Source organism: Aquimarina sp. AU58, assembly GCF_900312745.1.
GTDB lineage: Bacteria > Bacteroidota > Bacteroidia > Flavobacteriales > Flavobacteriaceae > Aquimarina > Aquimarina spinulae.
Genome location: NZ_OMPD01000007.1, coordinates 19543 through 44673 on the forward strand (window position 1 = coordinate 19543; position 25131 = coordinate 44673).

Genomic DNA, 25131 nt, shown 5'->3' on the forward strand with positions numbered 1-25131 from the left:
TTCACCCCCTGCTATTTAAACTTAATAATACGTAAAATAGTATGAGCATAGATTATTTAGTACACTTCTTCAACTTTGGCTTCTATAGGTACATGTACCGATACTGTGGTACCAGATCCTTCGTTGCTTAGAAATTGAACTTCTCCATTCATCTGACTAACTCTTGATGTAATGTTTTTTAAACCAATTCCTTTTTTAACCTTATTTGCTTTAAATCCTATTCCATCATCTAAAATAGTAAGATTTATGGTACTATCCACATATTCGAAATTAATTTTTATATGATCTGCATGAGCATGTTTAAAGATATTCTGCATAGACTCTTGTAAAATCCTAAAAAAGTTTACCTTTTTCTGGTCGTCTATACCCTCCCAATCGATATCCTCGTCATTATTAAACTCAAACTCTATTTTATGTACTTCGCACAGGTCTTTGATCAGGTTTTCTACGGCATCTATATAGGCCACATCAGACGGTAAGGTCTCTGCACCAAGATCATGAGATATTAATCGTATTTCTTTTTCTATGGCTTTAAGCTCGTCTATATATTTATTTCTGGTTTCTGTAAAACCATCGTTGGCACGCTGGTTGATCCCATCGAGACTTAGCCGTACCCCAAATAATCTACCCAGTACCCCATCGTGCAACTCCTCGGACATACGTTGCTGCTCTAGCTGTCTACCTTCTTCTAGTTTGATTTGTTGATTAAGCAGTAAACGATAAATCTCCTCGTTAGACTCTTGCTGGGTTTGTGCAAATAAGAGTTCTTTATTACTTTGTTGCTGTCTAAAGATAATATACCCCAATAAAAATAATGCGGTTAGCCCTAATATAGCAATGATCAAAATTTGATTTTCTCTACTAATTTGCTGGTTTTCCTCTACGATTTCTTCTGTTTCAAATTTGATACGGGCAAATTTATCTCTAAACAAACGTTCTTCTTTAATCAAACTGTCATTTAGGGCTATATACTTTTGAGCATATCCCAAGCCTTCTTTGCTTTCTGAAATTTCCGATAGCAGTTGATATGCCAGTAATAATTCCTCGTTATTTTGTAATTCTAAAGATAAATCTCGGGATTGTTCTGCATACATCTTAGCAATACTATCTTGATTAATCGATTGATAATACTCTGCCAAATGTAAAGTATTAGTAATAATACCATATTGATTTTTAATACTATCTCGTATCTTTAAAGCTTTGTAAAACAAATCAGGGATATCAGCTGTATCTTTAGATAGAAAATTAACATAGGCCAAATTATCTAGCAATAAAGAATGTCGCCTTGGATTTTTACTCAAAAACTCTGTATATGATAATGCATTACGATAGGTTTCTTTAGCCTTATCATACTTTTTTTGAGATTTGTACACTGTGCCTATATTATTCAATGATATTAACGTTTGTAATATCTCTTTATTTGTTCCTTTAGCATATTCTATTGCCTTTTGTTGATATTCAATTGATTTATCATAATGTTCCAAAGACTTAGCTAGTATTCCTAGATTAGTATAGCATAAAGGTAAATATTTCTTATTCCCGGATGATTCAAACTTCTCAATTGCCTTTACTGTTAGAGACTCACTCTCACTATAATCTTTAGTTTTTCTTAATATTTGAGCTAAATCTATTAAAACCTTACCATGATTATAATCATATCCTGACATTTTTAAATAAATCTGTTCTGATTGTTCAAAATTATAATATGCACTGTCAATTTTTGATGCTCTATAATAAATCCCTAAATTTCCATATGATGTAGCAATACCTAATGAATCATTAATCAAAATTGATAATTTCAATGCTTTTTGATTCATTTTTTTATAGCTTTCATAATCTTTTAAAGCATAATAAACTATAGAAATATCTTGAATCGTGCTTCTCTTATAAACTCCATCTTCAAGCGTGGAGCTCATATTATAAGCTCTATCTAAATTAGCTTTTCTTTTATCAATTGAAAGTTCACTATTCTGGGCTTCCTCAATATAGGAAGTTATTAAATTAGATTTCAATTCTTCATCTTCAATAGTTTCATTTGATTGATCACAAGATAATAGAACAAATATCAAAAATACTCCAAGTAATTTATTGAAAACTCTAATCATTATAATAGTTAAGTTATTTTCAATCTAAATTAATCAATTTAACTTCAAGAAAAAAATAGTATAAAAAAAGAGCTTTAAAGTTAAAGCTCTTTTTTTAATTATATATATCTATTATTTACGGAGTTGGATTACCTTCTGGTACAACATTATCCTCGTCACTTTCATCAGCAAGTTGATCATTTATTTCTAATCCTACCTCTTCATCTATAGTATCCGTCTCACAAGCCATAAACATTGTAGTTAGAAATAATATAGCAAATAATGTTTTTATAGTTTTCATAGTGTTAGTTTTTCAGTTATTCAGAATATATTTTTAAAATCTTTTTTATTTGTTATGCCTTCTCAGGTGCTACATGATCTTCATCACTTTCATCAGCAACTTGATCATTAACTTCAATTCCAACTTCATCATTTACAGCATCAGCTTCACAAGCGATAAACATAGTACTTAAGAATAGTATAGCGAATATAGTTTTTACAGTTTTCATATTGTTAGTTTTTTTTAGTTTGAATTTACTTTTCAAAAGACTTATAGTCTTTAACGGGGTATGTTTGTTTTTATTTAATTATTGGTTGTCGTTGCGCATACGACTTTTATTTTTTAGAGTACTCTTATATACATTTTTAATGATGTGTATCTCTAATTGTACACTACAAATGTAGCTCGATATCCCCCTCGCGCCTAATATATTAAGGTGTGTTTAGTAACTGGTGCCCTATGAGATGTACATGAACCGATTATACGGGTAAATGAACCTTTTTTTAAATTCACACTTTTTTGTAGGAAACCCTGTACTAACGGTTTTGTAATATAAATACTGACTTTATCGTATAAAAAAACCGATAAATCCTACAATTTATCGGTTGTGATATATAGTAAACTATATCTGTTTTATATATAGATTAAACTTTTCTTTGCCAGAGAGTCTTTGATTTCTTCTACATTGTTTTTATAAGACTTAGAGAAGGGGATTAGATCATCTGTATTTTTGATGGCGCATTTTGCTTTGCCGAAATGTATTCTCGATACATAATCGGTATTAATAATATAACTGTTATGTATACGCACAAAATGATCGGGTAACAGGTTCTGAAAATGTTTTAAGGTCTTAAAGGCCTCTACCTTAGTACCGTTACTCATTATAAAATCTGTGGTATTATTATCTGCTTTTAGGTATAATATCTCGTCTACATCTACAAATCGATAGTCTCCATAAGATCTAAAACATAGGGTATTATCCCCACTCTGGCCAAAGTCTTTTTCGAACCTCATTAAGGTTCTGTTTATCTGCCCTTTGCTAAAGGGTTTAAGGATATAATCCATAATTCTGTTACGTATGCCTTCTATAGCATAGTCTGATGTTTTGGTGATTACAATAAACTCTGGTAACCGCGACATATACTTAGAAAGCTCGGTCATTAAAGAATACTTTGTCGTTACGGTATCTATTCCTGGTACTTCTGGCTCTAAAAAAACAAGTCTGGGTCTTCTCTCTAAAATTAAATCCAATGCATCCTGCTCGTCTTTTGCTATTCCTGTGCAGATATAATCTGGCTGCTCTTCTAGAGAGATTTGGATAGAATCTGCAATTTTCTGATCATTATCAATGATTACATAAGGATATTTCATAGGGTATGAGTTAAAAAATTTGTGTTGGTTAATATATGCTGAATTATTCTACTTACAAGATAGGGTATTTACACTTTTATTGTATACGGTTTTACCGTAATAAAATTACGGAAGCCCTTTGGTGTCAAGGGGTTACATAATGTTCTTTATCGACATATAAACGCTTTTTGTCGGATAAAATTGTAAATAAACTAAATGAAGGAATTTAACAATACACTTATGGATTTGTTAAAAAAAGCCAAAAACTACGTTTAGTAGTCAAAAAATTGCGATAAAACACCTTCGATTTGTGCTTTTTTTAAGAATACATCATCTAAATCTGTTTATTATTAACTTCTGCTTATGATTTTAACACAAGTTTTTGGGATATAAAAAGGCATTAATTATACATAAAACTCTTGTTTTTTTTCTATTATTGTGATGTCAAACTGAGCCCTTCGATAAGTTCTGTAGAACTATGAGAGTAGCTTTTTTGAGCTAAAGTTCGTCACCCTGAGTGTATCGAAGGGCTCGATACACTTCTTCGGTCTGTACTGAGCTATGCCGAATTATCGAAGCACTCGAATTGACGAATTTCAAGTTAAAAACCTCAAATGCACAACGCGGTTACAATAAAATCACATATCATATTCATCTATGCAAAATATAGTCGTACTTACAGGAGCAGGAATTAGCGCAGAAAGCGGGATCAATACGTTTAGAGATGCCAATGGTTTATGGGAAGGACATGATGTTATGGAGGTAGCTTCTCCGCAAGGATGGAGAAACAATCCAGAATTGGTTCTCGATTTTTATAATAAAAGACGTAGCCAACTACATACAGTAACTCCTAACAAAGCGCATCTGGATCTGGTCTCTTTGGAAGAGAAATTTAATGTTTCTATCATTACTCAAAATGTAGATGACCTGCATGAAAGAGCAGGAAGTAATAATGTGATACATCTGCATGGCGAATTGCTAAAAGTGCGAAGTCAGTTCGATGAGCAATTGGTACTCGACTGGAAACACGATCTGGTTCTCGGGGATCATTGCGAGCATAATTCGCAATTACGACCTCATATCGTATGGTTTGGCGAAGCAGTGCCTATGATGGATCAAGCCATAAAAATTACAGAACGAGCAGATATTCTTATGATTATTGGTACCTCGATGCAGGTATACCCAGCTGCCGGACTGCTACAATATGCCAAACATCAAACTCCTGTTTATTTTATCGATCCCAACCCGGCAATTTCTCCTACAGAACATCTTACCGTACTATCTGAAAAAGCTACTACGGGAGTGGCTAAAGTAGTGAATGAGTTATTAGGGTGATGTAGATAAAAGGTATTGTATATATTGAAATAAGCAGACCTCACAGGTTTTAAAAACCTGTGAGGTCTTGTATTGTAGGTCTGAGTCCTTAGATAAACTCAGGACAAACCTATCGAAGACCAATAAAGCCGCTGTTTTTAATGCACTTCGACAGGCTCAGTGTGACATAGAGATAGTATTTCCTCCTAATTTAAGACACTGAGAATTCGGGTTAAATACTATCTACAACGGTAGAATCTGATACTTTTACAGGCAACGAATCTGTTACTTTTTCCTGTGGATCTTCTTTACCTTTGGTTATTATTTTACAGCAGACCTCACAGGTTTTAAAAACCTGTGAGGTCTTGTATTGTAGGTCTGAGTCCTTAGATAAACTCTGGACAAACCTATCGAAGACCAATAAAGCCACTGTTTTTAATGCACTTCGACAGGCTCAGTGTGACATAGAGATAGTATTTCCTCCTAATTTAAGACACTGAGAATTCGGGTTAAATACTATCTACAACAGTAGAATCTGATACTTTTACAGGTAACGAATCTGTTACTTTTTCCTGTGGATCTTCTTTACCTTTGGTTATTGCTTTACTGGTTTCTTTGGCCCAATTGATTAGTTTTTCTGCATCATTAGCTGGTAATTTACCATGCATCCAGGTATAGGATTCTAAAGGCATTTCTTTCTTCTCTATCATTTCTATAAACTCTTCTAGCTTATGATCCTTTTGCTTATCGGTATACGACTCCCAGTCAGAGACATTAAAATGCTCTTTTCCTTCTTTTATATGATAGGCCATCCAATGCGAAATGGGACTAACCTCCATATACCAGGGGTATTGGGTAACATTACTATGACAATCATAACATTGATTCTGCAAAATTGTTTTAACCTCTGCAGGAACCATGGTAGCTGCTTCGAACGTAGCAATACTATCGTAGCTTGCCTCGTTCTTCGTTGGTCGTAAAAACTGTGATATCAAAAAAACCAACACAAATAGAAAAAGAATTCTTTTTATCATTTTAGTATACTTTAAAAAGACACTTACCAAAAACAAGTACTCATTAGAGGTTTAACTCCTAATAAAATGGTAATTATCTGTTATAGAAGGTATAACGATTTTAACAAGTAATTATTATTACCTTAAGCTTACTGCGAATGAATCATACCCTCATATGGATTAGAGTTATAACATTAGACTATCTAACGTATAGAAAGCAGGCTGCGTTTGGAATCCATATTTTTATTTGTTTATTTTTGAAGTTGAAAAGAATCATCAAAGCACCTAATAATCTTCTATTCTGAAGACATCTATTATTTATGATATTGCTCGAAGACGTATTAAATACCGTAGATCATTCTCGTGAAAAAAGGAAGCATTTTGCTAATATGATCCTTGAGAATCCGGCACTGCTTCCTGATTTGCTAAATATCTGCGCCCGGGTAGATGATGAAATCTCATGTAGAGCTTCCTGGGGTCTCGAATTTTTATGCAAACACGATCTTACTGCTATTCTCCCTTATCTGGATACGATTATTAGTATTGTACCTAATGTATATCAACATCCTGCTGTACGACCTATGGCAAAAATATTCGAATACCTAAGTATTGCCTATTATCAAAAAAAGAATCCTAAAGTAAGAGCTGCCTTAACTACCACACATCGCGAAAAAATAACAGAGCTATGCTTCGACTGGATCATTACAGATCAAAAAGTGGCTCCAAAAGCATATTCTATGACATCTTTATATCTGCTGGGCACAGAATTCGATTGGGTACATCCCGAACTTAAAATTACACTAGAGAATAATTACAATACCGGCAGTGCAGCGTATAAAGCACGTTCTCGAATGGTGCTGAAAAAAATTGGGTAGTGGTTGATAGTTGATAGTTGATAGTTGAAAGTTGAAAGTTGAAAGTTGAAAAATATTTAAAAAAAACCAATACTCAATACTCAATACTCAATACTCAATACTCAATACTCAATACTCAATACTCAATACTCAATACTCAATACTCAATACTCAATACTCAATACTCAATACTCAATACTCAATACTCAATACTCAATACTCAATACTCAATACCTAATACCTAATACCTAATACCTGAAACTTTTAAAATTCGTTGCTTGTACTTCGCAATTCGCAATTAATTAAATTATCTTTGCAGCTTCAAAAAAGAAAATTATGTCATTATTCCCTTTGCAAGCAATCTCACCTATAGATGGGCGTTACGCATCAAAGACCAAATCTCTTAGTGCATTTTTTAGTGAAGAAGCCTTAATCAAATATCGTGTACTCGTAGAAATTGAATATTTTATCGCTTTATGCGAGCTACCACTACCACAATTACAAGGTATTGATACTTCGTTATTTGATAAGCTAAGAGAAATCTATACTAATTTTTCTAGCGAGGATGCCTCGGCAATAAAAGACATAGAAAAAGTAACGAATCATGATGTAAAAGCTGTAGAGTATTTTATCAAAGAAAAATTTGATACTCTTGGTTTACAAGAATATAAAGAGTTTATTCATTTTGGATTAACCTCTCAGGATATTAATAATACTGCGGTACCATTAAGTATCAAAGAAGCTATTAGTAGTGTTTATATCCCAGAGTACAATGCATTATTAGCAAAGCTAAAATCTTTGGTAGAAGAATGGTCTGCCGTACCTATGCTAGCGCGTACTCATGGACAGCCTGCCTCTCCTACCCGATTAGGAAAAGAGTTTCAGGTATATGTTACCAGAATTGAAGCACAGTTTGATTTACTAAAAGATATACCAAGTGCTGCAAAATTTGGTGGTGCTACAGGAAATTACAACGCACATAAAGTAGCTTACCCCGATATCGACTGGAAAGCTTTTGGAACTCATTTTGTACAAGAAAAACTGGGGCTTCATCATTCTTTTCCTACCACTCAGATTGAGCACTATGATCATATGGCTGCACTGTTTGATGGTTTAAAACGTATTAATACGATTATACTGGACCTGGATCGTGATGTATGGACTTATGTATCTATGGATTATTTTAAGCAAAAAATAAAAAAAGGAGAAGTTGGTTCTTCGGCTATGCCGCATAAAGTAAATCCTATTGATTTTGAAAATAGTGAAGGTAACCTGGGCATTGCAAATGCCATATTCGAACACCTTGCTGCAAAACTACCTGTAAGTCGATTACAACGTGACCTTACCGATAGTACGGTACTTAGAAATGTTGGTGTACCCTTTGGGCATACGCTAATTGCTTTTCAGGCTACGCTGAAAGGACTAAATAAGCTTTTATTGAATGAAGGTAAATTCGCAGAAGATCTTGAGAATAATTGGGCTGTTGTTGCAGAAGCTATACAGACCATACTAAGGCGAGAAGGATATCCTAATCCTTATGAAGCTTTAAAAGGTCTTACTCGTACTAATGAAAAGATAAATCAAAATTCTATTGCTGATTTTATTGAAACCCTCGATGTTTCTGAATCTATAAAATCAGAGTTAAAACAAATTACTCCTTCTAACTATACAGGGATATAAACAATAGATTTTAACCATAAAAAAAGAGGTTGTTAAAAAAACAGCCTCTTTTTTTTATATCATTACTACTGATTAATCATCAATATCTATAGTTTGCGCTATTTCTTTAAAAGCATTAAGGTTGATTTTACCTTTTTCTACAGATTTCATAAGCATAGCCATTTTTTCGGGTCTCATATTATCTCCCAATACACGTACTAATGCTAATCCTTTTTCATTATTCTTGGCAAAAACAATAACCTCATCGATATCATCTTCTTCTCCTTGATATTTAAGCACTGCTTTGGTTCCGTCTGATCCAAATCGCATTAAGGTTTCATACTTATCTGTATCTAATATCTTTTTTATTGCTGCACTCTCTTCTTCATATTTACCTTGATTACTCTCGGTAAGTTGCAAAGCCAAAAAGTTAACTTTTTTGATACTTTCTAAAGCTTCTCTCTCATCTTTATTAAGTTCTACCGTTTCTTTATCCAAAAGGCTAGTCGGTACATCGACTGCTATAAAATCAGCATCACCATGATGATCTACAAAATACTTTTGTAGTGAGGGTTCGCTACTACAACTCATCATTAGTGATATACTTACAATGCCTAAAATTTTATACACATTTTTCATTTCTCTTATTTTTTTCACCTGCCTAAGCCGGTGGGTTGGTTGATTAATTATTTTTGATTGATGTTTTTAGACCAGATTTCTTCTAACCTCACGGTTAGAAGAAATCTGGATCTTTTTTATCCTAATACTTGATTAGTTTCCTTTCTTTTTTACGTGCTTTAATTCTTCCCCACCTGGTACATTAAGGTGATCTGCAATCTTAGATACTTGTTTTAAATCAATATCTCCTGTTATCGTAAGCACTACAGTATTGGGTCCATCTCCATCTTCTTTTACGCCATCAAGAAACATAAACAATTCACTTACATGATCATCGTCTTTTCCTGGTTTAGAATAAAATTTTACATTTTTCCCATCACTTTTTACTCTCATTAATTCATCAAGAGAAGAGCTTTTAAGGTAGTTACTTACATCTGCTCTCATCTTTTGTCCTACTGCTGCATTTTCTGTAGCAAAGACCTTGATGTTTTTGATGTTTTCTACAAGATTCATATACTCTTGTACTTCGGTATCATTACTTTCTAATTTTATTTGGCTTAGTAGCTTAAACATTTTACTGGTTACTACTACAGAAGATACTCCTTTCATATCTTCATATTTATCAAAATTACTTTGTGCGTTAGACACATATGGTAATATTGCAAAGGCTAAAATAATTGCTAACTTTTTCATAATATTTAAAATTTAATCCCCTTACTACACCCTGTTTTACCAACAGTATTTTTCAGGTAGTCGTTTGTTTTTATTTTGTTAATTTTTCGGTAGTGCTTTCAAATTCGTTCAGGTACACTAATTCCTGTTTGCCCTCATTCATTAATTGCGAAACCATATTGAGGATTTTTTTGGTTTCCTGTAAAGCTATTTCTGGATCTTCATAAGTTCCTAGAGTTTCGTCTGGGTTTGGTGGTGTATTTGTTAAAAATATCCCTGCGATCAAAGCTATTGATGCTGCAATACCCATCCAGGCGTATCTGGATTTTCTACTACTGGTATTTAATTTTAGATCCTTGGTAGCCGTTATGGTACTCTCTTGAGAAAAATATTGAAATAGATTTTTGTATCTCTCTAAATGCGACGGCACAGTTTCTCTGGTAAAGTAAACCTTTAATTCTTTTTCTTCAGAAATGGTCGTTTCTCCTTCGAAATACTTCTCTAGTAATTTTTCTATGTTAGACAACTCCATAATTGTGTTTTTTTAATAATTCTTCTCTAATTTTTTTTCTTCCTCTTGATAATGCAACTCTAACTGCCGTTTCATTAAGTCCTAGCATATCAGCTATTTCTGCATTATTATATTGTTCTATATCTCTAAGTTGGATAATCATTCGTTGTTGTTCTGGCAGACTATCCATAATCTTACCTACCCAATCTAAACTATCTCTAGCTTCTACTTGTCGTTGTAATGAAGGTCTCTCGTCCTTATAATTACTATGTACAATTTTTAGGTTTCCTGTTTCTTTAGCCTTAAGCTTATCATAACAATAATTCTTAGTCATTGTCATCGCAAAAGCTTCTACATTTTTATACTCAGCCATTTTACTTTTATTCTTCCATAGCTTCAGTAATACTTCTTGTGTAGCATCTTCTGCTTCTTCATTACTTACAAGCAAACGTTTAGCTAACCTAAAAAGCTTATCTTTAAATCCGTTTGTAAGCGTTATAAATGCTCCTTCTTTCATTTTGGTTGGTGGTTTTCATAAAACTTTGTCAGCTTTATATTAGGGAGACGACTATCTAAGTAATTTGTTACAATCTTTTTTAAAATTATAATAAAGTAGTTACATTTATCACTTTATAACAAGAAGTATAGGTCATTATGAAATAAGTATAACTTTCATTTTTATTCTTCACGGAATGATTATTGATGGATTTCATTAAGACAAATAAAAACAATAAATACAAAATAGATGAAGTACATAAAGTATTTTGCACTATTGCTTTTCGTTGGAAATCTACTTACTGCATGTTTTGATGATAACGATGATGTACCCCGTATTTCTGGAGCTACAGAAATAAATGATTTTATATGGAAAGGATTAAACCTTTATTACTTATATAAAGCAGATGTCCCAGATTTGGCAAATAATCGTTTTCCATCGAATCAGGAATACACACAGTTTTTAGAAGGATTTTCTACTCCCGAAGCAATTTTCGAAGAATTAAAATCTAAGCAAACTGTATTAGTAAACGGAGAGCAGGTAGAAGTTGATCAGTTTAGTTGGATTGTAGATGACTATATTGCTTTAGAGCAAGCTTTTGATGGGATTACAAAGAATAATGGTATGGAGTATGGCCTTGTACGTTATCCAAACGATCAATCTCTTGTGTTTGGATATGTACGTTATGTGTTACCAGGAACAGATGCTGAAACCAAAGGAATAAAGAGAGGAGATATCTTTAACACCATTAATGGTACCCAGATGAATGATCAAAATTTTAGACAATTACTATCCCCCGATAGTTATACTATAGGACTGGCTACTTTTGATGGTACTAATGTTACTGCTACAGGAACTTCTGTTTCTCTTACCAAAGTTCAATATACCGAGAATCCTGTTTTTATATCAAAGACAATTGATGTAGGTGGTAGCCCGGTGGGGTATCTTATGTATAATTCTTTTACTGGGGATTTTGATCCCCAGCTTAATGCAGCTTTTTCAAAATTTGTATCCGATAATGTAAGTGATTTAATATTAGATCTAAGATATAATGGTGGTGGATCTGTTACCTCTGCAATTGATTTATCGAGTATGATTACAGGGCAGTTTAATGGTCAGGTTTTTTCGACAGAAGAATGGAACTCTGATCGACAGGCACAATTTGGGAGCACCAACCTTTTTGATAATCAAATTAGAACAGGCGAAGCTATTAACAGTCTTAATTTGAGCAGAGTTTATGTTTTAACAACCAGAAGCTCTGCTTCGGCTAGTGAACTGGTAATTAACGGGCTTGATCCGCATATAAATGTGATTCAGGTTGGAACTACTACAAGAGGAAAATTTCAAGCCTCAATAACATTGTATGATTCTAATAATTTTGGAAGAGACGGAGCTAATGCAGGACATACATATGCTATGCAACCTCTAGTTCTTAAATCTAGTAATTCTGTTGGTTTTACCGATTATCACGGTGGTTTTTCTCCAGAAATAGAAATCGAAGAAGATTATTCTAATCTTAGTGTCTTAGGTGACGAAAACGAGCCTCTTTTTAAAGCTGCAATAGATAATATTTTAGGTACAAAAAGTGCTAAAAATTATAATTTGCTACAACTAGAAAGCGTAGGAAGTAGTAAAATGTTTTCTCCCACTTATCAACGGATGTATAAATAAAAATACTTAACGAAAAATTAAAAAACAAAAATGCGTACAGTACAATTTAAAATATTATTTCTTTCCTTATTTATTATTTTTTCTTGCTCTAATGATGATGATAACCCGCAAGATCAAGGAACACCCCCTGAAGTATTAACCAATTCTGATCAAGATATCGATCAATTTATATGGAAAGGCATGAATGCTGCTTATTTGTATAAAGCCAATGTAAGTGACCTGGCAAATGATAGGTTTAATACAAATCAAGATTTTTTTCAATTTTTAAGTAAATTCAAATCTCCAGAAACATTGTTTGATGGATTAAAATCTACCAATCCAGAAGATCGATTCAGTTTTATTGTTGATGACTATATTGCCTTAGAACAAGCTTTTAATGGTGTTTCTAAAAGCAATGGAATCGACTTTGGCTTAAGCTTGGTTTCTCAAGATTCTGATGATGTTATAGGTTTTATACGTTATATATTACCAGGAACGGATGCAGAGGCTAAAGGACTAAAACGTGGAGACCTTTTTAATGCCGTTAATGGTGTTAAATTAACTAGAAATACTGATTTTAATACCGTTTTTGGTCAAGATTCGTATAGCATCAGTTTAATTAATATTAATAATGGAAATATTGTCGAAACAGGTCAAAATGTTTCATTAACAAAGGTTCAATATACCGAAAACCCAATTTTTATTGCTAAAACTATAGAATATCAAGGTCAAAAGATTGGCTATTTAATGTATAATAGTTTTGTTGGTAGTTTTGATGCAAAACTAAATGAAGCTTTTGGGACATTTAAAGCTGATGGAATTAATGATCTAATTCTGGATTTAAGATACAATGGTGGTGGATCAGTAAGAACTGCAATAGATATGTCGAGTATGATCACGGGGCAATTTAACGGAGAAATCTTTTCAAAAGAAATATGGAATGATGAATTGCAAAATCAGTTTTCTTCTGGTGCTGAAGGAGAAGAAGCATTAATCAATAGATTTGGAAATACAATTCGTACAGGTGAACAAATTAATTCTTTAGGAGCTACCAAATTATACGTTCTTACTACCAACAGGACTGCTTCTGCCAGTGAATTAGTTATTAACGGGTTAGAACCTTATATCGATGTAGTCCAAATTGGAGAATCAACTACAGGGAAATTTCAAGCTTCTGTTACACTTTATGACTCTCAAGGTTTTGGAAGAGAAGGTGCCAATTCAACTCATACATACGCTATACAGCCTTTAGTATTAAAATCTGCTAATAAAAATGGAGTGACTGATTTTATAAATGGATTGACACCCGATCTTATGTTTAAAGAAAATATATCAAGTATGGGCGTTCTAGGAGAAATTGATGAACCTTTCTTAAAAACAGCTTTGGATTTTATAGTTAGTGGTGCGACTTTAACTGCAACAAGTAAAAATGGATTTACAAATGATATAATTGATTGGGAGGCTAAAGCTTTATTGCCAAATTATCAAAGAATGTATAAAGATAATTTTACTTTTTCTTCCATAAATAGATAACTTAAATAAGGAACACATACCATATAATACTAAACCATCTCTAAAAAAATAAAAACTCCTAAACTATTCGTTTAGGAGTTTTTTGATTAGACCCGGGAGGTAATTTTAGAATTCTAGAGTAATTCCAATTCTGGCATTTCTACCTTTGGTACTAAATCCTAAAATCTCCTGATAATCTTCATTGGTAATATTATGCATCGCTGCATAAACATTTAGATTTTTTAGTAATCGATGACTAATATAAAAATCTAAAATTCCATAACCATCAAGAGAAACTTGTGTTGGGGCAAAAGTAACCGGGTCTGTATTAGCAAAATCATTATCTATACGCTTAGTATTGTATTGATAGTTTAACGAAGTATATGTCTTTTCTCCTAGTTGATAACCTATACTGGCATTAATCATATGTTTAGGAATTCTAATATTATCATCTAGTTTGTCAATATTAGTATATGTATAATTTCCTTTTACAGATAGTTTATCTTCTAACATCAATGTAGACACCTCTACTTCTACTCCATCTACCTTAATATCGCCTGGCGAATTAAAGTTCACAAAAGTAGTAGGATTAAACGTGATAAAATTTTCTGATTTACGATTAAAATACACTACACTCACTGTAGCTTTCTTCTTATGAGATAATTCTACTCCTCCTTCTATAGTTGCACTTTCTTCTGGTTTAAGATCTGGATTTCCGGTAAGAAATGCTGTATCATACAATTGAAATAACGACGGTGTAATATATGCCGTACTATACGATGCTAATCCTTTGATATAATTATCTCCAAATGTATGAGTATATGATGGGTTTATATTGTAGACAACATGATTATCATAGGTACTATGAATATTATATCTCGCTCCCACATTTAGATTAAAACCAAAATCTGAAGCATATACTACATTAATATATGGATCTATTATATCAAACTCTGCATCGGTATCACTAATTGTTTCTTCTAGATTTGTTGTACCAAAAGGAATATTTAGTAGGCTAAATTTACTATACGAACCATTAGCTCCAATAACCGTATGTAGTGTATTGTTAAAGGTATATTTATTATATGCATCAAAAGTATGTACATTACCTTCGTATTTTGAAGGAAAGCTAGACCTGGTAAGATCTCTTTCTAAAGAAGCAAAACTGTTTGTAAATGTAAAACTCCCCTTGGGGTATTTAATTTCCCAAAAAGACCCTGCTCTTAATTGTTGGCTTTCAAACCGGTTGTCTCCATCGATTCCTGCAGCAGCATCGAAATCATTTTTATATTGATCCAAATTTCCAAAAAAATGAAACCTGAAGTTATCATTCCATCGGTATCCTAACTTGGCATATACATTAAATTTAGAAAACGCATCACTTTCTGCTCCTTCAGCCTCTGCTGCCGATAATCCATCACTAAACTGGTTTCCTATACTTGCCAAATAGCTTACCTTTCCTAAGGTTCCGTTAATCGAAGCCAAGTTTACAAATTCATTAATATCATAATCCTGATCTTCCTGAGATTGATTAGTCCCTATACTGGATTGAAAACTAGCAGCGATTTTTTTCTTACTCTCAGATTTTGTAATAATATTAATTACTGCAGCCGCAGCTCCCGAGCCATATAGCGTACTGGATGCTCCTTTAAGAATTTCAATTTCCTGTATCTGATTCACCGATAATAATCGTAAATCAAAATCTCCAGAAGAAGTAGAAGGATCGCTAACCGTTACTCCATCAATTCTAATCACTACCTGACGATTACGCCCTCCTCGTACGTAAACCCCAAGATCTTGTCCTGCCGCACTGCCGTTACCATTAATGAATAGGCCAGTTGCTCTTGAAAGTACTGTAGCTAACGATTGTCCCTGGCTACGTTCTAGTTCTTTGGCAGTAATTTTAGTAATTACCTTACCACTTTGTTCTCGTTTTAAACTAAACTTAGAGTCAGAAATAACTACCTCGTCTAGTTCATTAACCACCTCGTCTATTTGGATCTCTTGTCCAAATACAAAAGAAGATCCCAGCATTAAAAATGCGGTTCCAAAAAATACTTTTTTGTTCATTACTTAAACACTTAATTTTTACAATTACCGGAAAAAAGTATGTAGTTTACCCATACCCAAACCTTTGTCCCGAAAGTTTGATTACATCGAATAAAGGCAGGTCTCCTGGCTCGCGTCTTGTTGTTTACCTTCCCGATCGCTATAACGAGCAGTGGTTATAAAGAATTAACAACAAGCATCCTTTTTAATGTGGATACAGCATACAGTTGCGGGAACAGCTCAGGAATATTGATTTACGATCCTAGAGGTTAGAAATACGATTAAAAATTAAAAAATCGCTATCCACATTTATCTATTTTCATTTTTCATTGTACCTGATTCCCTTTTAATCCTCAACTCCCCTGATTAAGGAGTATCAGAACCAAAATTCTGCGCGAATGTATTATATTTTACCGAATTTTGGATTACTTTAACAAATAAATAATGTATTCAATTACCTTTGCTTTCTCTAAAACCAATTCAATGTTATATTACATTACAGGAGGAGAGCGTTCTGGTAAAAGTGGATATGCACAGCGTCTGGCATTACAATTATCTGATACTCCTTATTATCTAGCCACTTCACGCGTTTGGGATGATGATCATCGCAAACGTATAGATAGGCATATTGCAGATCGTGACGAACGTTGGACTTCTATAGAAGAAGAAAAAGAAATTTCTAAAGTTGTAAAAAAGGATAGCGTCGTTGTAATCGATTGTGTAACTTTGTGGCTTACCAACTACTATATGGATACAAAAAATGATGTCCAACTCTCTCTGTCGCAAGCAAAAGCAGAATTTGCTAAACTATTAGATATAAATGCGACCATAATTATCATTTCTAATGAAATCGGAATGGGAGTTCATGCTACTACTAAAGTGGGTAGAAAATTTACCGAACTACAAGGTTGGATGAATCAGCATATAGCCAGTCATGCCGATAAAGCAATATTAATGATTTCTGGTATTCCTGTAGAAATCAAAGAATCTAATTAACCAAAAATACGCATGGAATTTACTATAAAACCTATCTTTAACAATAGCCTTGAAGCTACTCTTCAAAACAAAATTAATACTAAAACAAAACCTGTTGGAGCATTAGGAGTACTTGAAACAGTCGCCTTACAAATAGGTATGATCCAAAACACAGACCAACCGAGTTTAAACCAATCTACGATTCTCGTTTTTGCGGGTGATCACGGTATTGCCCAAAAAAGAGAAGTCAACCTTTACCCCCAGGAAGTAACCGCACAAATGGTTTATAACTTTATAAATGAAGGAGCAGCTATAAATGTTTTTTGTAAACAACACCAAATTGCGCTTAAAATAGTAGATGCCGGAGTTAATCATGATTTTGAAAATACTTCTGGTATTATTCACGCAAAAATTGATTATGGTACTCAAAATTATCAGGAAAAACCTGCTATGACGATAACGCAATGTACTGAAGCTATACAAAAAGGTGCCGATTTGGTTATAGAAACATTTAATAATGGTTGCAATACTATAGGTTTTGGCGAAATGGGAATCGGAAATACCTCTGCTGCTTCATTATTGATGTCATATTTCACAGAGATTCCGATAGCAGAATGTGTGGGTTCTGGTACAGGGCTGGATACTTCAGCTATCAAAATCAAACAAAAAATTTTATCCGAAGTGTACCAAAAACATACCCCTTCTTCTCCTCTTGATGCCTTAACAACTTTTGGAGGATTCGAAATTGCCATGATTACAGGTGCAATTTTAAAAGCAGCAGAACTCAAAATGACTGTTATCATCGATGGGTTTATCGTTACTTCTGCTGTATTGGTTGCACATGCTATGCATCAAAACGTATTAGATTATTGCATATTTGCACATACATCTGAAGAGCAAGGACATCAAAAAATGTATGAGTTCTTAGATAAAAAACCATTAATCAACCTTGGTATGCGCTTAGGAGAAGGAACAGGTGTTGCTGTAGCATATCCAATTATAGAATCTGCAGTTGCTTTTCTTAATACTATGGCTAGTTTTGAAAGTGCTGGAGTTTCTGATAATAATTAACTGCTCTAAAATACCCAAATTAAAAATATGAAAACATATGAAAAGAGGTGTGTTATCTGTTATTATCGCATGCATAGGTTTTTATTTCATGTATAAAATTAATCTATCGGGACATCATGTATTTTTAGAAATAAAAGAGAATACAGGAATTGCTCCTACAACACAAGTTCTTAGTAAATTATATAAAATCACTACTCTATGCATAGGGTTATTAAGTCTATATTTAGGAGTTATTTCTACTCTTAAAAAAAATAAAATAGGAATTTTAGGTATCGTATTTTCAATAGTTCTCATTATTTTAGCATGTATACCATTTTCTAAATATCTACAGAAAAATTCTGCTATTAACACCGATTTTCATGCTAAAAAAGTTGCCATCCATACAAAAATGATAAAAGAAACATACGATTTATGAAAAAGGAAATTCACATCTTTTTTACTGCATTGATGTTTTTTACCCGTATTCCTTGCCCAAAATGGGTAAATCATGATCCCGAATATTTACATCTTAGCTCCAAGTACTTTCCTCTAGTGGGGATTATTGTCGGAAGTATTGGTGCTATTGTTTTTTATGGAGCTTCTTTTATTTTTTCGGTAGAAATTTCAGTAATTCTATCTATGTTTTCTACCATTTATGCTACAGGTGCATTTCATGAAGATGGATTTGCAGATGTATGCGACGGATTTGGTGGTGGGTGGACCAAAGATAAGATCCTTTTGATCATGAAAGATTCTCGTTTAGGTACTTATGGTACTATTGGGGTATTGTTAATGCTAAGCATAAAATTTGCAGCATTAAGAGAAATAGAAATGTATTACATCCCATTTTTATTAATTTCTGGACATGCCCTAAGTCGTTTTATAGCTACCACCTTGATCTTTACGCATCCCTATGTAAGAGATACAGAAAACAGTAAGGCTAAACCAGCAGCAAAAAGCATGAGTATACATTCATTATTAGTAAGTGCTATATTTGGTATTGCTCCTTTATTTTTCTTCAAAAATCCCATGATATTTCTTACCTTAATCCCCATGTACCTGTCAAAAATGTTTTTAGCAGCCAAATTCAAAAAATGGATTGGTGGTCAAACAGGAGATTGTGCAGGTGCCGTACAACAACTGAGCGAAATTGTATTTTATCTTACTAGCATAGCATTATGGAAATATATCTGGTAAGACATACCACCCCAAATATCGAAAAAGGAATTTGCTATGGGCAAAGTGATATAGGAATTACAAATACCTTTACTGCCGAAGTAGAAAAAATACATCAATCTATTCCTGTTCATGAAATTACAACTATATATAGTAGTCCATTACAACGGTGTAAACTATTAGCCCAAACATTCAAAAAAGAAATCATCTACGATCATCGGCTTAAAGAATTAAATTTTGGAGATTGGGAGTTACAGCCTTGGGATGCTATACATAGTTCTGAAATAGATCCCTGGATGAACGATTTTGTAAATGTGCAAGTCCCAAATGGAGAGTCATATATCAAGCTACAAGAACGTATTTTGGATTTTTATACCTCTCTGGATCATATTTCTGAAGAAAAAATTGCAGTAATAACACATGCTGGACCTATGAGAGCATTGCTTGCTAAGCTACAACAAATAGAGCTTAAAGACTCTTTTAGGATCAAGATTGCATACGGAGAAGTATTTAGTATCTAATCTGATAAAATTTTAGTAGAAAAAATAATCTGCTCTTAATTTAATGTGTTGTAACAGATTTTCTATTACAGCATACGGGTTTAAAATCATTTCGGGATTAAACTTATTCTGATTTACTATTTTTACAAAAAAATGATGTTCATGCGTACTATATTTATCATTTCTTTACTATTCTTATTAAGTGCTTCTTGTAAGAAAACACCAAAAGATACAACTCCACTCACTGTGATGTATCTGGCTCCTCAAAATATTGAGTACGCCTCGGGATTTACTATTAAAAACCAAGAAAATTATAAAGAGATTAAGGTTACAACTCCCTGGCCAGATGCAAAAGAAGAGCTTACCTATATTTTACACCCAAAAGGAACAGAAAAACCATTTAAATCTCCAAATGCAATATTTATTGAAGTACCTATAGAAAGAGTCGTTGTGACTTCTACTACAGATATTCCAATGTTAGAGTATATGAATCTTGAAGAGAAGTTAGTAGGATTTCCTCATACAGATTATATCTCTTCTGAGAAAACACGAGCTTTGATTAACAATGGTGCTATTAAAGAACTTGGTGAGGAATGGAATCTAAACACAGAAGTTGTTCTTGAGCTTTCTCCCGAATTAGTTGTTGGGTTTTCTTCTTCTGGAGATACAAAAGCTTATGATCTAATACAAAAAACCGGAATTCCTGTGGTGATTAATGGTTCCTGGTTAGAAGAACATCCCCTAGGTAGGGCAGAATGGATAAAATTTATGGCAGCTTTCTTTGGTAAAGAAAAAATGGCAGAAGATATCTTTCAAAATATTAAAAAAGAATACGACCAGGCAAGCACTTTAGCCAAAAACACAACTTCTTCTCCAACAGTATTATCGGGTAATATGTTTAAGGATGTATGGCATGTTCCTGGCGGAAACAGCTTCGTTGCCAAATTTTTAAAAGATGCAAACACTACATATTTATGGGAAGACGTAAAAAAAAATGGAAGCATGGCATTAAGTTTTGAAAGCGTACTTGAAAAGGCCCAAAAGGCAGAACTATGGATAGGATCAGGAAATTCTAAATCACTCGATGAACTAAAAGAAAAGAATCATCGGTATACTTTATTCGATGCCTTTAAAAATAAAGCCGTATATTCTTCAACATTAAAGATGGGTTCAAAAGGAGGATTAGTATATTATGAATTAGGACCTATGCGGCCCGACTTAATTTTAAAAGATATCATTAAAATTGCTCATCCGGAATTGTTAATCGATTATGAACCCTTTTTTTTCGAAAAACTAAACTAATTGACCCCAACCAAATCATATAAACGTGTTTTTATAAGTATAATTATACTTTTGTTCGTTTGCTTTGTTGCAAATGTAAGTTTAGGCTCGGTATTTATTCCATGGTTAGATACGCTAAGTAGTCTAGTAGGCGGAGCAGTAGAAAAAGAAGCCTGGAGACATATCATTATTGATTATCGATTACCAAAAGCAATTACTGCCATAATTGTAGGCAGTGGGCTTGGGATTTCTGGATTATTAATGCAAACCTTATTTAGAAATCCATTAGCAGGTCCATTTGTACTCGGCATAAGCTCTGGAGCAAGTCTGGGAGTAGCACTGCTCATATTAGGAAGTGCATTTACCGGAGTTGCAGTATCATCTTTTTTAATTTCAAAATGGGGATTGGTTATTGCTGCCAGCTTGGGTAGTATATTAGTATTGTTTGCCGTAATGCTTGTTTCAATTAAAGTAAGAGATACAATGGCAATACTTATTATCGGACTTATGTTTGGAAGTATTACAGCTGCTATAGTGAGTGTATTGGCCTACTTTGCTCCTGCCGATCAATTACAACGATATATTTTCTGGGGATTTGGAAGTTTAGGTAATCTATCCTGGCATGATGTACTTATATTTTCTGGTATATCATTATTAGGAATGTTATTATCCATCCTTGCCATAAAACCTCTAAATACGCTACTCCTGGGAGAAAACTATGCTCGTAGCCTTGGGCTAAATATCAAGACAAGTCGTTTTCTAATTATTGTCGCTACGGGATTATTGGCGGGTAGTATTACTGCTTTTACCGGACCAATAGCCTTTATTGGTTTAGCTGTTCCTCATCTTACAAGACAATTATTTCATACCTCAGATCATAAAACATTAATTCCTGCCGTAATACTATTAGGCAGTATCATTATGCTGGTGTGTGATAGTATTGCACAGTTACCATCTAGCGAATATACACTTCCTATTAATGCTATTACTTCATTAATTGGCGCCCCTGTAGTCATCTGGTTATTAGTTCGAAAACGAAAAATGTTGTTTTAGACCTCTCCTTATATTTATCCTGGAGATTACCCTACAACATAATACCAAAATATTTATTGTAGTATTGGTATTTCAATAGTAATAATAGTTCCTCTTTTAAGACGAGAATCGACATGCATTACACCTGATAATTTTTGTATTCGACTTTCTATATTTGTTAAACCAATACCTAAAGATGTAACAGAGGTATCAAACCCTTTACCATTGTCTTCAAAAATAATATGAATAAGGTTATCTATAAGATCTATTTGAATTTCAACTTTACGGGCATTAGCATGTTTTATGGTGTTTGTAATGAGTTCCTGAAAAATAGAGAATAATTCATTATGAAATGAATGATCTATTTCATTAATTTTATTTTCTGAATAGGTTGAAATATGAATACTTAATTTACTCGCATTTCCAATATTTTGCATATACTCCTTTAATAACTGTATAAAGTTATTATGTCTAAATTTTTTGGGAATAAGATCATGAGATAGTGTCCTAACTTGCTTATAAGTATCATCAATCTGTTGATAAATAGCATCCATTTTTCTTAAGTTTTCTTTGGCCAAACCAAACTGAAGCTTTATTGCTGCCAGGTTTCCTCCTATCCTGTCATGAAGCTCTTGAGCAATACGGTTTCTTTCTTTATCCTGAATACTAATCGAGGTTTTGATTAATTTCAACTCCTGGTCTCTTATTAAAGCTTCTATCTTTTGTTCTCCTATTTCTTTTTCTTTTTTATGCAGTAAGCTTTGACTTTTTAATTTTTGATAATATAGAAAAAGTAAACCCGCCAGAGGTATCAAGATTACGATAAACGCATATGTGAGGGTTTGTTTCTGAAATTGTTGCCTCTCTATTTCTAAAACTTTAAGTTCTTGATTCTTTTTTAAAATTGTTATTTCTTTTTCTTTCTTTAATGTCTCATATTCTATTTCCAGCTTAGCTACTTCCTTATCTTTTTGTAGTTTTTTTATAGAATCTTGAATTTGAATCTTTTTCTCTGTATTCTCTAAAGCTTCTTTGTAGTTTTTTTCTTCTAAAGCTATATGTTTCAAACTTTGATATACATATAATTGTTGCTTAAGATATCCTGATTTTTTGGCTATTTCTAATACCTCATTATACCCTTTTTTCGCATTTCTAAAATCCTTCTTCTCTCGATAAATTTCGCAAATATTAAGTATATTATTCAGGATAATTAAAGGGTAATTATATTCTCTTGCAATAGGTAATGATTTATTAAAATAAATAAAAGCTTTATCATCTTCGTACATATTTAAATACACTACGCCAATATTCAATAAAGTAACCGCTATATTTCTATTATTACCTATTGTTTTACGACGCTTCAGTGCCTTTTTATGATAAAATAATGCTTTTTCATAGTTCCCTAACTCCATATAGCACAAAGCAACACCCTCACTATAGTCCGGGTTTTCTTTATCTACAACAGTAGATGTTAAAAGTTCTAAAGATTTTGTGAAATCACCTCTAAGTTTATATGTCATCGCCAAACTTATAACTAACTTATCCTTAGTATCAGAATCTTTGGTTTTTTGTGTAATCTTAATTCCTTTTAAAGCCCATTTTTTACTTTCCTCGATCAGATTTTTATCTTTGGAAGCATGCGAAAGAAGTAAGTGAAACCTAGATAAAAAATCTAGAGATACAGAATCTTGTTTACTTCCTATTAATCCAATAGCATTTTTAGAGTAAACCAATGATGAGTCAGTAGCATATTTATAATAATGATAGGTCGACAAAACATAATGTGCCAAAATCGTATTATGTTCACTTTTAGTTCTTTTTAATACCTCATGACTTATACTAAAGGCTTTTTCCCGATCCTGGTTTTCTGCCTTCATAAAACTTCTGGCATGCTCAAGCAGTACGCTATCCTTTTTGGCAATCTTTATATCCTCTTTTTCATTTGTCTGGGCTTTTGCAATACCGCATATAATCAACAAAATAAATACAAGTGTAGGTTTTGAAAATATTATCATATGATATAGTAAATATTTTTATGGGACTTTATAGTATTTTCTCTTCAAAAAGATCAATAGTATCCTTAAAAATAAGGAATTAACTTTTATTCCTATTATCTATCTCTATAGTAAGAGCGTTTTGACACTCCAAAAAAGATGTTATTTACAATTACAAACAAGATTATATGTATTATATTCTTCTGTCTAGAATACTTACACAAAATATCCTATTCGTAATTAACTCGAATCCAAATACTCTGGTTTCGAACAATTAAAAATCAAGTATTAATTTAAAATTCTATCTTTAAAGTAAAAGTATACAACAATGAAATCATCTGAATATCTAGAAGGGATACAAAAACAGTTTGCTTATTATAAATCTCTGGGGGAAAAAACAATAGATCAAATTCCTGAAGAGAAGCTTTTTTGGCAATATAATAACGAGAGTAATAGTATAGCAATTATTGTAAAGCATCTTTGGGGTAATATGAAATCCAGGTGGACCGATTTTTTAACTACCGATGGGGAAAAAGAATGGAGGCAACGTGATGCAGAATTTGAAAACGATATTTTATCTAAAAAAGATCTTCTAACCAAATGGAACGATGGATGGCAATGCCTTTTTGAAGCATTAGAAAGTATTGATCAAGATAATTTTAACCAACCTGTTTATATACGTAACATAGAACATAGTATTACTGAGGCAATCAATAGGCAATTGGCACATTATTCATATCATATAGGACAAATTGTATGTATAGGAAAAATGATTGTCGATGAAGAATGGCACAGTTTATCTATCCCCAAAGGAAAATCTACAGCTTATAACCAAAAACGCTTCGCTACACCCAAGCATAAAGCACATTATACAGATAAGCTTATGAAAGATGGTACCAATTAATTGTCCTGACTTCACAAAATAGTCAATAACTCTCTTTGGTTTGTTAATAACTATGGTTTTCTCAATACCAAATCCCAAATAGATTACGATTATATTTGCGTAAAACTGTACGTAATTAGTCACACATATATATGAAATTAAATCATGCCAACTACAT

The 25131-nt window shown here is 33.0% G+C and carries 25 protein-coding genes and 1 riboswitch; of the genes, 13 read left to right on the plus strand and 12 right to left on the minus strand.

The features are described 5' to 3' along the window. Nucleotides 1-56: 56 nt before the first annotated feature. From DK441_RS02685 to DK441_RS02690, 4 genes are all read right to left on the minus strand, one after another. Entirely contained in the window at nucleotides 57-2105 is a 2049-nt protein-coding gene (locus DK441_RS02685) for a sensor histidine kinase (RefSeq protein ID WP_109097364.1), read from the minus strand. Between the two features lie 115 nt (nucleotides 2106-2220). Further along, nucleotides 2221-2385 carry a hypothetical protein gene (locus DK441_RS26410; RefSeq protein ID WP_160111927.1) on the minus strand — a complete coding sequence of 55 codons (165 nt, stop codon included), beginning with the start codon at nucleotides 2383-2385 and terminating at the stop codon, nucleotides 2221-2223. Between the two features lie 52 nt (nucleotides 2386-2437). Next, nucleotides 2438-2629 (minus strand): hypothetical protein, encoded by a 192-nt coding sequence (locus tag DK441_RS26415; protein WP_160111928.1) that lies wholly within the window; start codon nucleotides 2627-2629, stop codon nucleotides 2438-2440. Between the two features lie 368 nt (nucleotides 2630-2997). After that, nucleotides 2998-3735, minus strand: a complete 738-nt coding sequence (locus DK441_RS02690; RefSeq protein WP_109097365.1) for a LytTR family DNA-binding domain-containing protein — start codon at nucleotides 3733-3735, stop codon at nucleotides 2998-3000. A 636-nt stretch (nucleotides 3736-4371) separates the two neighbouring features. Between DK441_RS02690 and DK441_RS02695 the strand changes: the two genes are divergently transcribed. Further along, on the plus strand, nucleotides 4372-5049 hold the full coding sequence (locus DK441_RS02695; RefSeq protein ID WP_109097366.1) for an NAD-dependent deacylase: 678 nt from the start codon (nucleotides 4372-4374) through the stop codon (nucleotides 5047-5049). A gap of 211 nt (nucleotides 5050-5260) precedes the next feature. Here the strand turns inward: DK441_RS02695 and DK441_RS26420 are convergent, their stop codons facing one another. Continuing rightward, on the minus strand, nucleotides 5261-5458 hold the full coding sequence (locus DK441_RS26420) for a hypothetical protein (RefSeq protein ID WP_160111929.1): 198 nt from the start codon (nucleotides 5456-5458) through the stop codon (nucleotides 5261-5263). Between the two features lie 79 nt (nucleotides 5459-5537). Beyond that, a complete protein-coding gene (locus DK441_RS02700) occupies nucleotides 5538-6062 on the minus strand; it encodes a heme-binding domain-containing protein (RefSeq protein WP_109097367.1) in 525 nt (174 codons plus the stop codon). Nucleotides 6063-6361: 299 nt separating this feature from the next. Here DK441_RS02700 and DK441_RS02705 point away from each other — a divergent pair, with 299 nt between their 5' ends. Together DK441_RS02705 and purB are read left to right on the plus strand one after the other, a co-directional pair. Next, the gene (locus DK441_RS02705) at nucleotides 6362-6916 is read left to right on the plus strand and encodes an adenylosuccinate lyase (RefSeq protein WP_109097368.1); all 555 of its coding nucleotides are present in this window, start codon (nucleotides 6362-6364) and stop codon (nucleotides 6914-6916) included. 315 nt (nucleotides 6917-7231) lie between these two features. After that, nucleotides 7232-8575, plus strand: a complete 1344-nt coding sequence (gene purB, locus DK441_RS02710; protein ID WP_109097369.1) for an adenylosuccinate lyase — start codon at nucleotides 7232-7234, stop codon at nucleotides 8573-8575. 72 nt (nucleotides 8576-8647) lie between these two features. On the opposite strand, the gene DK441_RS02715 is transcribed toward purB, so the two are convergent. The 4 genes from DK441_RS02715 to DK441_RS02730 all read right to left on the minus strand — a co-directional run bounded on the left by DK441_RS02715 (nucleotide 8648) and on the right by DK441_RS02730 (nucleotide 10872). After that, nucleotides 8648-9193 (minus strand): DUF4252 domain-containing protein, encoded by a 546-nt coding sequence (locus tag DK441_RS02715; protein WP_074409139.1) that lies wholly within the window; start codon nucleotides 9191-9193, stop codon nucleotides 8648-8650. Between the two features lie 132 nt (nucleotides 9194-9325). Next, entirely contained in the window at nucleotides 9326-9865 is a 540-nt protein-coding gene (locus DK441_RS02720; protein WP_074409140.1) for a DUF4252 domain-containing protein, read from the minus strand. Nucleotides 9866-9935: 70 nt separating this feature from the next. Continuing rightward, nucleotides 9936-10376 (minus strand): hypothetical protein, encoded by a 441-nt coding sequence (locus tag DK441_RS02725; RefSeq protein WP_074409141.1) that lies wholly within the window; start codon nucleotides 10374-10376, stop codon nucleotides 9936-9938. Beyond that, complete coding sequence (locus tag DK441_RS02730; RefSeq protein ID WP_025664279.1) at nucleotides 10363-10872, minus strand: RNA polymerase sigma factor; 510 nt, start codon at nucleotides 10870-10872, stop codon at nucleotides 10363-10365. Before DK441_RS02730 ends, DK441_RS02725 begins: the two co-directional genes overlap by 14 nt. Before the next feature lie 228 nt (nucleotides 10873-11100). Between DK441_RS02730 and DK441_RS02735 the strand changes: the two genes are divergently transcribed. Continuing rightward, complete coding sequence (locus DK441_RS02735) at nucleotides 11101-12522, plus strand: S41 family peptidase (RefSeq protein ID WP_109097370.1); 1422 nt, start codon at nucleotides 11101-11103, stop codon at nucleotides 12520-12522. A gap of 30 nt (nucleotides 12523-12552) precedes the next feature. Then, the gene (locus tag DK441_RS02740; RefSeq protein WP_109097371.1) at nucleotides 12553-14034 is read left to right on the plus strand and encodes a S41 family peptidase; all 1482 of its coding nucleotides are present in this window, start codon (nucleotides 12553-12555) and stop codon (nucleotides 14032-14034) included. Between the two features lie 105 nt (nucleotides 14035-14139). Here the strand turns inward: DK441_RS02740 and DK441_RS02745 are convergent, their stop codons facing one another. Beyond that, a complete protein-coding gene (locus DK441_RS02745; RefSeq protein WP_109097372.1) occupies nucleotides 14140-16083 on the minus strand; it encodes a TonB-dependent siderophore receptor in 1944 nt (647 codons plus the stop codon). 77 nt (nucleotides 16084-16160) lie between these two features. Further along, nucleotides 16161-16464: riboswitch (cobalamin riboswitch) on the minus strand. Nucleotides 16465-16545: 81 nt separating this feature from the next. On the opposite strand from DK441_RS02745, the gene DK441_RS02750 reads away from it, so the two are divergent. The 7 genes from DK441_RS02750 (at nucleotide 16546) to DK441_RS02780 (ending at nucleotide 22097) form a co-directional block, all read left to right on the plus strand. Then, entirely contained in the window at nucleotides 16546-17058 is a 513-nt protein-coding gene (locus DK441_RS02750) for a bifunctional adenosylcobinamide kinase/adenosylcobinamide-phosphate guanylyltransferase (RefSeq protein ID WP_109097647.1), read from the plus strand. 12 nt (nucleotides 17059-17070) lie between these two features. Continuing rightward, nucleotides 17071-18108, plus strand: coding sequence for a nicotinate-nucleotide--dimethylbenzimidazole phosphoribosyltransferase (gene cobT, locus DK441_RS02755; RefSeq protein ID WP_109097373.1), 1038 nt, complete (start codon nucleotides 17071-17073; stop codon nucleotides 18106-18108). 37 nt (nucleotides 18109-18145) lie between these two features. Beyond that, nucleotides 18146-18523, plus strand: a complete 378-nt coding sequence (locus tag DK441_RS02760; RefSeq protein WP_160111930.1) for a hypothetical protein — start codon at nucleotides 18146-18148, stop codon at nucleotides 18521-18523. After that, nucleotides 18520-19284 (plus strand): adenosylcobinamide-GDP ribazoletransferase, encoded by a 765-nt coding sequence (locus DK441_RS02765; RefSeq protein ID WP_109097375.1) that lies wholly within the window; start codon nucleotides 18520-18522, stop codon nucleotides 19282-19284. Before DK441_RS02760 ends, DK441_RS02765 begins: the two co-directional genes overlap by 4 nt. Further along, nucleotides 19266-19784 carry an alpha-ribazole phosphatase gene (cobC, locus tag DK441_RS02770; protein ID WP_109097376.1) on the plus strand — a complete coding sequence of 173 codons (519 nt, stop codon included), beginning with the start codon at nucleotides 19266-19268 and terminating at the stop codon, nucleotides 19782-19784. Before DK441_RS02765 ends, cobC begins: the two co-directional genes overlap by 19 nt. A 141-nt stretch (nucleotides 19785-19925) precedes the next feature. After that, nucleotides 19926-21065 (plus strand): ABC transporter substrate-binding protein, encoded by a 1140-nt coding sequence (locus DK441_RS02775; RefSeq protein WP_235015694.1) that lies wholly within the window; start codon nucleotides 19926-19928, stop codon nucleotides 21063-21065. Beyond that, complete coding sequence (locus DK441_RS02780) at nucleotides 21066-22097, plus strand: iron ABC transporter permease (RefSeq protein ID WP_109097378.1); 1032 nt, start codon at nucleotides 21066-21068, stop codon at nucleotides 22095-22097. It begins immediately after the preceding gene. Nucleotides 22098-22150: 53 nt separating this feature from the next. On the opposite strand, the gene DK441_RS02785 is transcribed toward DK441_RS02780, so the two are convergent. Continuing rightward, nucleotides 22151-24091, minus strand: a complete 1941-nt coding sequence (locus DK441_RS02785) for a tetratricopeptide repeat protein (protein WP_109097379.1) — start codon at nucleotides 24089-24091, stop codon at nucleotides 22151-22153. Between the two features lie 307 nt (nucleotides 24092-24398). Here DK441_RS02785 and DK441_RS02790 point away from each other — a divergent pair, with 307 nt between their 5' ends. Continuing rightward, on the plus strand, nucleotides 24399-24974 hold the full coding sequence (locus DK441_RS02790) for a DUF1572 family protein (RefSeq protein ID WP_109097380.1): 576 nt from the start codon (nucleotides 24399-24401) through the stop codon (nucleotides 24972-24974). The last annotated feature ends 157 nt before the right edge of the window (nucleotides 24975-25131 follow it).